Annotated in this window: 9 protein-coding genes and 2 pseudogenes; 2 read left to right on the forward strand and 9 right to left on the reverse strand. The window is 64.2% G+C overall.

What is annotated here, in order from left to right:
• Window positions 1-208 precede the first annotated feature (208 nt).
• Window positions 209-1216 carry a site-specific integrase gene (locus ABZW96_RS24300; RefSeq protein ID WP_355077930.1) on the reverse strand — a complete coding sequence of 336 codons (1008 nt, stop codon included), beginning with the start codon at window positions 1214-1216 and terminating at the stop codon, window positions 209-211.
• A complete protein-coding gene (locus ABZW96_RS24305) occupies window positions 1213-1605 on the reverse strand; it encodes a hypothetical protein (protein WP_355077931.1) in 393 nt (130 codons plus the stop codon). The genes ABZW96_RS24300 and ABZW96_RS24305 overlap by 4 nt, the downstream gene beginning before the upstream one ends.
• A 623-nt stretch (window positions 1606-2228) precedes the next feature.
• On the opposite strand from ABZW96_RS24305, the pseudogene ABZW96_RS24310 reads away from it, so the two are divergent.
• Window positions 2229-2442: pseudogene (locus ABZW96_RS24310) on the forward strand (N-acetyl-gamma-glutamyl-phosphate reductase); the annotation flags it as partial.
• 456 nt (window positions 2443-2898) lie between these two features.
• Here ABZW96_RS24310 and ABZW96_RS24315 read toward each other — a convergent pair.
• The 3 genes and pseudogenes from ABZW96_RS24315 to ABZW96_RS24325 form a co-directional block, all read right to left on the reverse strand.
• Window positions 2899-3003: pseudogene (locus tag ABZW96_RS24315) on the reverse strand (excalibur calcium-binding domain-containing protein); the annotation flags it as partial.
• A 245-nt stretch (window positions 3004-3248) separates the two neighbouring features.
• Window positions 3249-3392 (reverse strand): hypothetical protein, encoded by a 144-nt coding sequence (locus tag ABZW96_RS24320; RefSeq protein ID WP_281918466.1) that lies wholly within the window; start codon window positions 3390-3392, stop codon window positions 3249-3251.
• 209 nt (window positions 3393-3601) lie between these two features.
• On the reverse strand, window positions 3602-7198 hold the full coding sequence (locus ABZW96_RS24325) for a P-loop NTPase fold protein (protein ID WP_355077932.1): 3597 nt from the start codon (window positions 7196-7198) through the stop codon (window positions 3602-3604).
• A 272-nt stretch (window positions 7199-7470) separates the two neighbouring features.
• Here ABZW96_RS24325 and ABZW96_RS24330 point away from each other — a divergent pair, with 272 nt between their 5' ends.
• On the forward strand, window positions 7471-7863 hold the full coding sequence (locus ABZW96_RS24330) for a transposase (RefSeq protein WP_355078053.1): 393 nt from the start codon (window positions 7471-7473) through the stop codon (window positions 7861-7863).
• A 655-nt stretch (window positions 7864-8518) separates the two neighbouring features.
• Here the strand turns inward: ABZW96_RS24330 and galE are convergent.
• From galE to ABZW96_RS24350, 4 genes are read right to left on the reverse strand one after another with little or no spacing between them, the layout of a single operon-like run.
• Window positions 8519-9499, reverse strand: coding sequence for a UDP-glucose 4-epimerase GalE (galE, locus tag ABZW96_RS24335; RefSeq protein ID WP_355077933.1), 981 nt, complete (start codon window positions 9497-9499; stop codon window positions 8519-8521).
• Entirely contained in the window at window positions 9496-10521 is a 1026-nt protein-coding gene (locus ABZW96_RS24340; RefSeq protein ID WP_281918469.1) for a hypothetical protein, read from the reverse strand. The genes galE and ABZW96_RS24340 overlap by 4 nt, the downstream gene beginning before the upstream one ends.
• Before the next feature lies 1 nt (window position 10522).
• The gene (locus tag ABZW96_RS24345; protein WP_281918470.1) at window positions 10523-11851 is read right to left on the reverse strand and encodes a phosphomethylpyrimidine synthase ThiC; all 1329 of its coding nucleotides are present in this window, start codon (window positions 11849-11851) and stop codon (window positions 10523-10525) included.
• A gap of 17 nt (window positions 11852-11868) precedes the next feature.
• Window positions 11869-12267: a hypothetical protein gene (locus ABZW96_RS24350; RefSeq protein ID WP_355077934.1), complete on the reverse strand. Its 399-nt coding sequence runs from the start codon at window positions 12265-12267 to the stop codon at window positions 11869-11871.
• Window positions 12268-12752: the final 485 nt, after the last annotated feature.

A 12752-nucleotide genomic window follows, 5' to 3' on the forward strand; every position in this document is an offset into this window, starting at 1 on the left:
AGGTTTGTTTTTCCGGTTCTGGTCGGTCTGCTGTCGGTCGCGGGCGGAGCGTCCTGGACTGATGGTGCTCGGGAACTATCGCAACGCCGCTTCGACCTGTGTTCCTCTGAGCCGAATCCGCATCGGCGGGCGATGGTCGCCACGCCGCCATCCAGAGCCCTCGAGCGCCCTTCCATATGCCGGAAGTACCGGATAGCAGGTGTGGCTACTAGCGTGCGAGCGGGTGAGGCTCACCGGTGAGGGCGGCCAATACCGCAGCGACCGTGGCCAGGCGGTGAGGGTCGAACCGATTCTGGTCTTCGGTGTTCCGGCCGCGTGCGCGTCGTTGTTTGAACAGTCTGGCGGTGTGACGTCCGAAATTTGTTTCGACGAATACCTCTGTGGTGTAACAGACCCAGTTCATGTTCATTTGTAGGTCGTCGGCCCAGGGGAGTTCGCGGCGAAATCGGCGGACGAGGTATTGGTAGCGCGCGAGATCTGCGGGTGTTCCGTTCTGGTAGCGCAGGACCCGGTCGGCGGCTTTGCGGCCGCCGCGTTGTCTGACGTGGCCGAGTAGGCGCGTCATCAGGGTGGGGGAGATGGGCTGCCATCGGATCGCGCCGCGGTATTCGTGCAGTCGGATCAGGCAGTCGTCGCGTTCGAGGTCCTCGATACGCAGCGCGAGCGCTGGACCTCTGCTGCATGCGGTTTCGATGTGTAGTCGCAGGATGAGTGCGTCGAGTTCGGTGTCATCGCCGGTGGTCGCGGCCACGCGGCCGAGATCCTCGATCTGCTCGACGCTCAGAGCGCAGGCGGGTCCAGGAGGCTGAGGTGCCTTGCGGGCCTGAGCAGCCGGGTTCGCGTCGGGTTCGATCAGACCGTCATCCTGGGCGTTCTGGTACAGGAAACGCATCGCTGCGATGAGATTGGCTTCTGCGCCGCGCCCACCTGTGCTGTTCGCCCGCACGACAGCACGCAGCCTTTGCCGGGCCGCGCACTCCTCGATCTCCACCGCTGTGAGCGAATCGAGAGATCGTTGACCCCACACTGTTTCGATGATCGGCCAATACGAGCGGTAGTGGTTCGTGCCTTCAGGCTTGCGGATCGCTATCCATTGGATGTATTGGCTGATGGTGGGCATGCGCGCTCGATCGGGCTGCGCGGATGCCAGGTCGTCGAGGGTCAGCCCGAGTGAGGCGACCAGTTGCAGGGCGGTATCGACATCCTCGCGGTTCATCCGACAGCCGCCTCGAACAGATCCGGGCGGTAGGACCACAACGCCGCACCGACCGCCCGTAGAGGGCAGACGACCAGAACGCCGCAGTCCAGGCCGCCGGCCATCAAAACCCGCTCGCCGGTGTGTAGGCGCACCGAGCGGCGGGCGGAGACCGGCAGGAACAAGTAGCCGTTCGCTGCGATCGATGACTCGCTCTCGGCGACGGCTCGGGTCCGCAGCAGTCCCTGGCTGGGCTCGATCGATACCGGTTGCCCAGCAACCCATCCCAAGCGTTTGATCACCGACCGGTCACCCAACCGGCCTGCGGGATCGATCGTTGTCGTCGCACAAGTGAACTCACCCATCGGCGGCACAGGCAACTCGACAGGAAAAGCGAACGGAAGCCCCACCCGACGAGCCTCCCGGGTCATCGATGATGAAGCCTCCACGACATTACCAGCAGATTCGAACTGCACACGGATTTCTCCGTCGGCGCTCGCAACACCCGATGGGAAACCATGCACCGAAGACATCGGCGCAGATTCCGGGACGCCCCAGCCTGCCGGCACCCGCCGGGATGACCATTCTCCAGACCTTGTGCTCACGCTTTGATTCCTCACTCGCCGACAGTCCGGATTGCACTGGTTTCGTCGACTGCGACGGCACCAACAACCGCCGCCCCGAGCCACGCTCGCAGCGCCCAACATGCTTGCCAGTGTCATGACGCGACTCGTCCTGTCTCCAAGACGAAATCTGCTCGACCTCAACTTATTCGGGCTCCGCCCGTTACAAGCCTCCCGGACGAGCGCTCAGAGCGTCAAGATCAAAGAGCTACCCACTTTGTACACATTTTCGGAAATACACCCACACTGGGCACCCTTTCATCCTCAACAGCCGAAAAGGTACCCACAGTGGGTGACTTTGTCGGCTGCTGCGAATGACGCCGCGCAGGCGCCAACGGCACCTGTGGGCCGCCGAAGCGGCGGACGGAGTGATACTGCCGAACAACACTGTTCGGGTCAGGCCCTCCCACCTCGGGGCGCTGACCGCGGGCTCCAACGCGGGCACCGCGCTGGGGAGTTGCAGCGGCATCTGCTGCCGCTGGCCGACCGGGTGCTCGCACGGACGACGGCCGCCGGACCGGCCGCCACGATGTGATCTTCCGCGGGCTGCCGCACGGCCAGTCCGCGGCCGTCGCCGCCGAGTCGCCCGAATCCCCGGTGATCACCGACTGCGGCGCCGACTTCTGACTCACCGAACCGAACGACCGGGAGATTCATCGCTGAGCCGTCCACCAGCTCCCGCTGGCCGCCCGCCCCCTCGCCCCGCCGCGGATTCCTTCGCGGACACCCGCATGGAAGGAATGCTGCCGCTGATTCTTGAACCCAGCGACGAAGGCTTCCGGTTGAGAAGGCGTTCTGAGCACCGACAGAAACCCCATTCTCGACCGATCGAACCACCCGCCCGTGTCAGCGCCTCCACTTTTGACCGACTAACTACGCAAATTTGCGGATCTGCGGTGTCCAGACCATCTTAGGGGCCCTGAAAAGAACGCATCCTCTGCAAATTTGCAGAGGATGCATGACAAAACGTGTCCGGAGGGGGATACATGCGCTAACCACAGAGATCGACCTGCGGAAGCGGTGAGCAGATGTCCTGCTGCACTTCCTGTGCCACGCCAGCACAAACAGCGTCGGTTTGCCTTATTCGCAGGCGATGCCGTCCTTATCGCGGTCGAGTTCTGATCTGTAGCCGGGTTGTAGCGACGCGGCACCCGCGGCCTTCGCGGCGGCGCACTTGGAGTAGTGACGCTGAGGCAGCGCGAATGTCCCGCACAGTCGGACGGGCACGTCTTGCTGGTGTTCGATCGCTGTTTCATGTACGTGGCGCGTAGGGTCGGGTGAGCGTGCTGATAAGACGCTCCCGACTCGCGAAATCGTCATGTGGGTGCCGACCGCCGAGGCGCGGACAGGCGCGGGAAACCATGTGCCGGTGGACACATGCAGGTCGCCGCGGTTCCGCTGCCGCCCACGCCGTGCGAGTACGACGGCTGCTAGACAACCAGGACGGGCGGGCCCACGCTCAGCAGGGCCAGGCTGACCACCCCGATGACGAGTCTCTTGCCGAACACGCTCCACCAGCCCTGGACCGAGCAGAACTGCCAGGCGACCACGCCGCCGCCACGGGCTTTGCTCACCAGCCTGGTATTCCATTCGTGAGGCTGGCCTAGTGGTTCGAACAGCGGCTCAGTTGCGCGGCACAGTCGAACAATGATCACTGTCGTCGGCGGATCTGGGCACTCCGCCAAAAACCTGGATCGGCGGCTCGAACACCTCCACCGCCGAACGCTTTTTCGCTCCCTCGCATTTCGGCAATCGCGTGAAATGAAAGCCTCTGTGGGCGCGTTCATCTACTGAAATTGTCGAGGAGTCGCTGCAGCGTCCCACGTTTGGCAACCTCAGATTTGGGCGCCAGAAGCGTTTGATCGACGAGGGCATTGCGGAGAGCGGTGTTAAAGGTTTCGGCCTGATCGTATGCGCGGAATTGGCTACGCAGTTTCTCTTTGTAGCCGTGAGCCGGGCCGACTCTTGTGATGAGCTGCGCGGCAAGTCTGGCGTCGCCCTTACAGTCGCGGCCGAGCAGCTGCAGTGTCAACTCGTTGGCGGCGGCCACGGCGGACGGGTCTAACGGCACGGCGAGGATATAGTCGAGAATCCGATTGCGCTCGGCCTGACGGGTCTCATCCTCGATGCGGCGGGAGACGAACCGGACGGCATCGGCGCCGATGCCGGCCTGACCGATGGCTTTCGAGACGTCGGCGGGTACGCCGTTTCCCCGCGCCTGGATCCACAACTCGGTGCGGCGCTCTAGTGTCAAGGAACTGCTGTAGTCACGCAGTGCCTGGCTAGGGAAGTAGGACGTCAGAGCCGAGATAGCGGTGATGACCTCAGTATGCGCCGGTGAGGTTGCCAACCATTCCTCGGTCAGTCGCTGATGGTCGGGTCCAGTCGTGGTGATGGCGGCGATGAGCTCGGCAGGGAGCGGCGGATGACCGGTGTGGTGGGTCAGCGCAAGGTAGACCCTGGTGTGTCCGATGGCAGTGGGCTGTAGGGGGTCAGGTTGCCTGAGGTTGTCGCGAATTTGGTCTGCGACGGAGGGCTCAAGTGCGGGAACCAGTTGCATGACTTGATCGACAACGCTGGTCGAGTAGGCGTTTGCAGTGACTGCCGAGCTGAGGTCATGAGCCTGGATGTCGCGAGCCGACTCGTCACGGTTCGCGAGTTCGTCCAGCGCGGCGTAGTAGTGCTTGCGGCGGGCGAGTGTGTCGGATCCGGCCCAGTCGAGCGGTTTCAGTTCGGTTTCAGCGTCGGCGATGATGTCAGCGACAGTAGTTTCTGGGGCGCAAGCAGCCACCGACCCGATGACTGCGGCGATATCTGCGGTGACGTCGGCTGGCTCGGAAACGATCACGCTGAGCAGGGACGCCACGGCGTCGCGTGCGACGAGATCGGCTTGCGCAGGGGGTGTAGGCAGGAAGCTTGCCCAGAAGTCGATGTCATCGACGAAGCCGCGGTGCAGCCCTCTTAGGGCATGCTGCTGTCGGGCTTGCGGATCTGTGAGCAGCGGCAGGATGTGATCCGCGGAGCGACGGATGGTGGTATGCAGTCGAGGGTCGTCGCATGCGAGTTGCTGGACGGCCAGCAGGACATCGGACATCAGCTGTGCGGCTGGCTCGCTGCGGGCACATACCGATTCGAGCAGCGAGGCGACCTCAGCGACGAGTTCGTCGACAGTTTCGGTGTTCGGTGTCGGCGTCTCCGTCGGTGTGGCTGCACTCGTGACCGCTGCTCTGGGCGGCTCGGGCGGAATGTCCAGTTCGTGCCAGTGCTCTATGACGACTGGGTTGGCGGCGCGCCATAGAGCGGTGGCATGCGCTGTTGGCAGGTCGGCCAGACCATCAAGCAACGGCTGGGGGTCGACGGGGTAGGTGCGGGCGATATATGACAGCAGGCGGTCTCGGTGCCCGCCGTTTCGCAGGTGCGCGAGTGCGGGCACAATCTGGCCGAGGTGTTCGGGATCGGCCTGTCCGAGAAGATCGGTCAGCTTGTCGAGCATTCCTGCGTCGTCAGCGGTAGCAGCGATCAGCACGCTGCCCGGCAGCATCCGCGGTGTCCAATCCGGATCACCTGCCATGACCGCGACGCTCGGCGCGAGTTGTGCGGCAATCGGTGCGAGCTCTTCACCGCCGAGTTTCGTAGCCAACCGGCACACCGATTCGACGAGAAAAGCTTTGGAAGGACCGAATTCGGCGTCGGAATGCTGCGCCATGAGAACAGCGGCGATCCGGAGGGTGCCCGGGGGCTGACTGGCGAAGGCAGCAACGGTGTCCTGGGGTGGCGTCTCACCGGCGAAATCAATGATGTGACCGAGTTGCGGATCGGTTATCCCTTGCTCGGAGCCAGCGCCCTTGAGGTACAGCAGTTCCGGGCGTGGATCGTGGACACCGACGGCGGCGGTCTTGCGGAGGTATGCCCACAGTTCCAGGTTGAGTCGGTTCTCCGCTCGGCGAGCAGCACGGGTGTCGTTGTCACCGGCCTCCAGTGCGGTTCCCAGCAAAGGGCCCGCCGGACTCTGAGCATCGCCGTTGCCCGGCAGCGGCACCGCTGCGATTTCGGCTACCTCATAGCGTTTGAGAACCGTACTCACCCCGTCAGGGAGGTCGCTTGGCGGGTTCAGCAGCCATGAGCACAGGCGTGGCACCGTGAGAAGATCCGCGGCTACGGCGGGGAACTCCGTTTGCAGCGCAGTGAGCTTCGCGATCTCGGCAGCACGAGCGAGATGGTCGATATTTCGAGCCTGTGCGACGCGCATATTGGTGGCGAAGGCGTTCAGAAGGACCTTGACACGGCGTGGGCTACGCACGTGAGCGGGAATCAGCGAATAAATCACGAGGTCAAATTCGCGGTCGCCATTGCCGGCATTTCGAAGTTCGGCCCAGATGCCATCGTGGTCATGAACCAGTTCGCGAGCGAACCTTCCCAGCGCTTGCGGCCGCAAGGGCGGCAGAGCAAGTTGGTGCTGGAAGATCTTATCCAGGAATGCTCCTGGCGTGGCGTAATACGGTTCGTCTTCTCGCAGGGGCTTGGCCTGCGGCACCTTCTGCAGTGCGTGAACCAGGACCTCGCGGTCGGCGGCGACGATGAAGACGCACCTGCTCTGATCGAGAAAGGTCTTCAGATCGATCAGCGTGGAAACGACATCCTCGGGCAAGCACCTGTCGAGTTCATCGATGAACACCACCAAACGTCCCTTGCCGCCGGTCGCTTTCTGCACCAGTTCCTGAAAGGCGGTCGCGAACTCATCGTCGTCGACCGGAGCTGGCGTGCTGATCTTGACGTTGGCGGATTCGAGGGCTTTGGGTCCGACCAACAACGCTATGAGCGCCAGCGAGAAGACGGTGCCAGCGGGAACGAGATTACTGATCAGCGCTTCACGTCGGGAGATGTCCGCGGCGTAGACGGTGACAACGGTCATGAGAAGGCCCCACACCAGCGCGAATATCGCCGCGGCGGCAATACCGACGACGAGGTTGCCGCGGCTGCGCCACAGCCATCTCAGCAAGTTGAAATCGTTGAACTCCTTCTGGTTGTGCAGATCGATGCGCAAGTCGTTGGGATTGATGGACAAGCTGTGGGCTGCACTCGCGATGAAGTTGCGTTTGAGTGCTTTGCCACCGTATTTCCATGCGTCGTATCGGATTACGCGTGTTGTGCGGCTACGGCTCTCGACGGTGTCCTTCACCGTGGAAAAAACACTCGACTTACCCGAACCCCATGCGCCGAACAGCGCGACGTTGACGGGTGGCGTCGCGACGCACACCAACTCCGCGATGCGATGAGCGATCGCACGGTGATCGAACGCGTCGTGATCGTCGACCTCAAGCGCCGCGTCGGTGACCAAGTCGCCAGCGCACAGCAACGATCCGGCGGTGTGCTCACCCATAGCCACGTCGATCCTCCATCACGCAGTGCCCCTTTCTCGGCTTGGACGCGAGAAATCGGACTACACACCCATCGCCTCCGGTGGAGCCGCGTTACCTTCCGGGTCTTTCGGTGCTACTGCAGCATCGCCGTGATGGATCATGGCATTGAACACCGCCCAGGGGTGCCGGTCGCAATGTTGCAGGTGGCTGACGTTGGCGGTCTAGAGCCTGTCTCTTTGATCTGTCGGTCAGTTGATCGAATATGTCCGTCCGATTAGTGATCACTGATGCGATGTGGGACCGGATGGAGCCGCTGATGCCGACCGATCCGGTCCGCGGTCGACGATGGGCCGATCACCGCCGAACCTTGGAAGCCATCGCGTGGAGGTACCGCACCTGCTTGCTCTGGCGAGAGCTGCCGGACGAGCTCAGCTCATTCCAGACCGCTCACAAACGCCTGATCAGGTGGGCCGTGGACGGCACCTGGGAACGCATCCTCGTCGCAGTTCAGGTAGCGGCCGACGCTGGTGCCGATATCGGCTGGACCGTCTCGGTGGATTCCACTGCCTCTCGAGCCCATCACCAGGGCCACAGACCTGGCCGAAATCGGCACCCGCACAGCTCCACCCATCGCCACCCATGTCCGGCGGAGTCCCTGACGTCAAGTGAGCGCCAAACCCTGTAGTGCCGATGGGCGGGCGTGCCAGTGCCCGCCAGGCGGTGCCGTCGGCGTTCGTGAACAACGCCTGACGCTGATCGATGGTGCTGTCACGATTCGTGGACAACTGCGGTCACAAATGATGGACAGAGCCAACCTTGAAGGCCGAAGATGCGGTTCTGCTTTGAGACCTGGGCCGGATTCGTCGCTCTTGCGACGAGTCTTCGGCGCCCCGCGGGAAGCGACAAGGGGCGGTCAGCGGGCGCGGCCGTGGGTGTCTCGTAGGGTCATGCCGAATCGTTGTAGTGCGGCGGAACCCCCGGTCGCGGCGGGCCGCCAACTGCGTACGGCCGCCGCGTCCTGGCACCCAAGGACGAGGCGCACTACCTGTTGCCCGAGAGCGCCGACGACGCCATCGTCTTCACCGAGACCCTCGTGGGATCGGTGCACCGCCGCCGACACTGGCGGGGTCCGTGCATCGAATAATCCTGATGGCCGGGCCAGCGACCCGCCCCTGACCGAACCCGCGCTGGCCCCAGCGCGGGGCCAGCGATGACCAGCCGCCCGGGGTGGCACCAACTTGACCCTCCCCGCGCTTACCCCACGCTTCGAGCGGGAAAATTGCGTCCCGCCCGGAACCGTCGGGACAGGCGATCGGCCTGTGACCCCCGACGCATTGTGGCTAATGCAACGGATGCTGACTGTGGAACTTCCACGCGTCGCGCACGATGTCGGTGATGCCGGGTTTTTGTGGTGTCCAGCCGAGTTCGCGTTGTGCGAGTTCGGAGGAGGCGTAGAGGGTTGCGGGGTCGCCTGGTCGTCGTGGTGCGGTCTCGATGTCGAACGGGATCCCTGTTATGTCGCGGATTGCTTGGATGACTTGGTGGTTGGAGTAGCCGATGCCGTTGCCGAGGTTGTAGATCTTGTGTTCGCCGGGGTGGATGTTGTCGAGGGCGAGGAGGTGGGCGTGGGCGAGGTCGGTGATGTGGATGTAGTCGCGGATGCAGGTGCCGTCGGGGGTGGGGTAGTCGTCGCCGTAGAGGGTGAGTTTGTCGTGGTGGCCGAGGGCGGTGTCGAGGGCGAGGGGGATGAGGTGGGTTTCGGGGTTGTGGCGTTCGCCGATCATGGTGCCGTCGCCGCAGTGGTGGGCGCCTGCGACGTTGAAGTAGCGCAGGGAGATCGCGCCGAGCGTGGAGGCGCGGGTGTAGGTGGTGATGGCTTTGTCGATGGCGAGTTTGGTGTCGCCGTAGGTGTTGACCGGGTTGGTGGGTGAGGTTTCGAGCAGGGGTAGTTGGGTGGGTTCGCCGTAGACGGCGGCGGTGGAGGAGAAGACGAGTCGGCTGACGTGGGCGGTGTGCATGGCGTCGAGCAGGGCGAGGGAGGCGCGGGTGTTGTTGTCCCAGTGCCATTCGGGGTGGTGCATGGATTCGCCTGCGGCGATGAGGCCGGCGAAGTGCAGGACGGCGTCGTAGCCGGCGGTGGGGGTGAGGATTTGGGCGATGTCGTGGACGCGGAGTTTGATGAATTCGGCGTCGTGGGGGATTTGGCGGTCGTCGTTGCGGGAGAGGTCGTCGATGACGGTGACCTTGTGTCCGGCGTCGAGGAGGAGCCGTGTGACGGTGGCTCCGACGAATCCTGCACCCCCGGTGACCAGGATTTTCATCTGACCTGCACTTTCATGGCGAGTAGGTGGTCGTGGATGGCCTGTTTGTGCGCGCGGAAGTGGTCTTCGGGGCTTTCTCGGTGTGCGCTTCCGGTCCAGCCGGTGATGCGTTCCCAGGCGCGCTGCTTCACCGTAGTCAATGCGGTCGGGTCGGGTGTGCTGTGCCATGCGTCGGCCATGGCGCGTGCGAGGGCGTGGACGGTTTGGTGGTGGCGGGCGACGATTCGGCCGCTGCTGGTCACGGCGTAGCGCGTGTAGTTGACCGCGTCGGAGCGTGGTTGTCCGAACTCGGCGTCGAACCGGGTGAAGGCGTGGTGGAGGTAGGTCCAGAATCGTCCCGGATCCATCGGCGGCTGGGTGGGGTCGGCTCGCCAGCGCAGCTCGGCGCGCATCTGTTCGGCGAGGTGCGGCGCCATGTGACCGAAGTCGTGGTGGGCGTAGGCGCCGTCGAGCATGGCGGTGGCTCGCAGGATCTTCACGCACAGTCGGCTGATGAGCAGGTGGAAGTGTGTGGAGGCCGTTCCGGCGGACCATTGGTCGTGGAGGCCGAGCCAGAAGTAGGCCTGTGTGTAGTAGAGCAGGATTTCGTAAGCGTCGCGGATGTCGAGTGTGACGGGGTGGTGTTCGGGTAGGCCGCGGTCGGTGACGGGCAGGCCGAGATTTTTGAAGTCGTGCCCGAGGGAGGTTTGGATGGCGCGGTAGTCGCTGAGCGGCAAGGTCATCAAATCCACTGTGGTGAAGTGTTTCTCGGCGAGGGACACGAGTTCGTGGATCTGGGTTGAGGGGTGGTCTCCGTAGTGGACGTATAGGAGGTCGACGTCGCTGATCAGCAGCGGCTTACCGTCGTGGCGGATGAAGGTGGGTTCGCCGCGGGCGAGGGAGCCGCCGACGATCAGCCAGTCGTCGGCGGGTACGCAGTGCCCGAGCGTGCGGAGGTCTTCGGCGATATCGAGGGCTTCGCGGGCGACGGCGGTGGCGTGGGGGAGTCGGGCGGTGATGCGTTCGGCCAAGGCGGTGTCCACTTCATGCCTCCGGTTCGATGGAAGGCGTGGGCATGGGCAGCAGAACGGGTCCGGGCTGGTGGGCGGGGACAGGTGTTTCCTCGTGGACCTTTTTCGCGGTGATGTGCGGGCACAGCGAGCCGCAGATGGTGCAGGGCGCGCCTTTGCGCAGGCCGTGGGTGATGAACGCGTTGCCTGCCAGGCCGGGGTAGAGGGCGTGGCCTTGCTGGATGTCCCAGTCGTTGGCGCGGCGGGCGACGCTGATCGCGCGCTGTCGTGCGATTTCGGGTTTCCAGCCGCGTACGAGGTCGAGCGCTGTGATCGCGACACGGACCATGCGGATCGAGGTGGCGGTGTCGGGTGCGGTGGGCATGGCGTAGTGCTCGTTGTGGGTGATGGAGGCGAACATGTCGCCGCCGCACTGTCCGGCCGCCGCGACACCGAGGGCGTTGACGGTGTCGTCGAGGGTGACGCCGTTGTCGATGACCATCGGTCCGGCCAGCCACAGCGGCGCGCCGCCGAGCGCTTCTTTGTAGGCGGGGATCAGTTCGGGAATGCGGTGCAGCGGCATGTGTCCGCCGCTTTCGCACAACACCTGCACTCCGGCGCTCAACGCGTCTTTGCGGAGTTCGGCCAGCAGGTGGATTTCGCGCCATTTGAGGTCATCGCCCGCATCGGCGGTGGCGCCGGGGCGGAAGATGTCGCCGAGGTCGAGGACGACTTCGTGGCGGCGGCAGATGTCGAGGATTCCGTCGAAGTACTCGATGAGAGGGTTGTCGCAGTGGTGGACGCGCATGTAGCGGGCCAGCAACCCGCCGCCTCGTGAGGTTGTGGGCATGATTCGGTCGGATTTCTCGCTCATCTGCGCGAGGGCGGGGTTGATGCCTGCGTGGATGAGGACGAAGTCGACGCCAGCGGCCAACCCGAGCTCGAATCGGTCCAGGAATTCGTTGCGGCTCAGTTTCTTCCGCGGGTCAGCGAACAGGTCGTATGTCAGGCATGCGCCGAGCGGTACGCCCATGACTTCCTTCAGATCCGCGCGCAGCGCCACCCCTTCGGGGTTGGTGGTCAGGTCCATGACAGCGTCGGGTCCAGCGGCGAGGATGACCGCCATGCTTTCCACGATGGTCTGCCGGTCGCGGTCACGCGGCCCCAGTCCGACGAGAGCGGCGACTTTGCGGCGGGTGTCCTCACCGACGAGCAGCGGTTTGAAGGCCGTCATGTGCCGGCTCGCGTGCGACCGCAGGAACACCAGGGTGCCGCTTTCGACCCGGCGGGCGGCGGTGTCAGGGTCGATGTCTTCGGCCTGAGAGGTAGCGATGAACTGAGGATCTGTTGCGAGGGTGAACATTTGGCGTGTCCTTTCGATCAGGGACGTATCGGAGTGGTGGGCCCGGTAGGCCGCGGTGGGGGCGGTTGGCCGTCGACGACTTCGGTGATCAGGTCAGCCCAGTCGACCGCCAGGGCACTGACGTGGATCCATGCCTCACGCACGGCGGGTTCGGAGGCGTGCTCGGCGGCCGCCAGCGTCAGTTCGGCATCGACGTACGCGGCGGCCAGGGCATCCACTGCCGGTCCTATGCGTTTGGTGCCGCGTCGTGGCTGAATGTAGATGCCAACCCAGTTGTCGATCAGCGTGACGACATCGTCTCGGCGTCGGTCGACTTCGGCCGCGCGGTCGGGGATGACGCGGCGGGTGCGGTGCAGATGCGCCAGCGCCTGCGCCCACCGCGTGATCAGATGGTCGCCCGGGTTGTGGCCCGTCACGCCGCGGAACGCCGCGCATAGCTGGTGCCAGTCCGGAATCCGAGGAAGCCGAGAATCCGGCCCGAAGAGCGAGGCATCCTGTCGCACAGCCGTTGTCATCTGCGATGAACGAGTGAGTATGGATGTGGGGCGTTCGGGGGGCATGCTCGGGCTACACCTCGATTCCGAACGAGTAGGCCATCGCCGCGAGGTAGGGAAGACATCCGCCCCCGTGGGCAGCATGAGCGTGGAGAATGAAGCGGGCGCGGTCCAGATCCAAATCGATAGGTTCAACCGCGCAGTCGCGATACTGCACGGCCCACAGATCCCGTGTGTTCTGCGAAATTCTCACGACAGCTCCCTGACAGTCGGTGGGTGGGCACGCCGATGCCGGGCCCAGTCGCGCGCGCCCGAATCCGGCTCCGCCCGTTGCTGATTACTTGCAAGGGCGGAAGGGAGTCGACCGCATGCCCCGGCATCGGGTGCTGGTCCCAGATTCGCGGCCG

Origin of the sequence: Nocardia sp. NPDC004168, assembly GCF_040610355.1 — a bacterium.
Taxonomy (GTDB): Bacteria; Actinomycetota; Actinomycetes; order Mycobacteriales; family Mycobacteriaceae; genus Nocardia; species Nocardia sichangensis.

Bases quoted from the DNA above. Each gene is read 5' to 3' on its own strand.
- ABZW96_RS24300 (WP_355077930.1), bottom strand. From the start codon at position 1,216: ATGAACCGCGAGGATGTCGATACCGCCCTGCAACTGGTCGCCTCACTC.
- ABZW96_RS24325 (WP_355077932.1), bottom strand. From the start codon at position 7,198: ATGGGTGAGCACACCGCCGGATCGTTGCTGTGCGCTGGCGACTTGGTC.
- ABZW96_RS24330 (WP_355078053.1), top strand. From the start codon at position 7,471: ATGTGGGACCGGATGGAGCCGCTGATGCCGACCGATCCGGTCCGCGGT.
- galE (WP_355077933.1), bottom strand. From the start codon at position 9,499: ATGAAAATCCTGGTCACCGGGGGTGCAGGATTCGTCGGAGCCACCGTC.
- ABZW96_RS24345 (WP_281918470.1), bottom strand. From the start codon at position 11,851: ATGTTCACCCTCGCAACAGATCCTCAGTTCATCGCTACCTCTCAGGCC.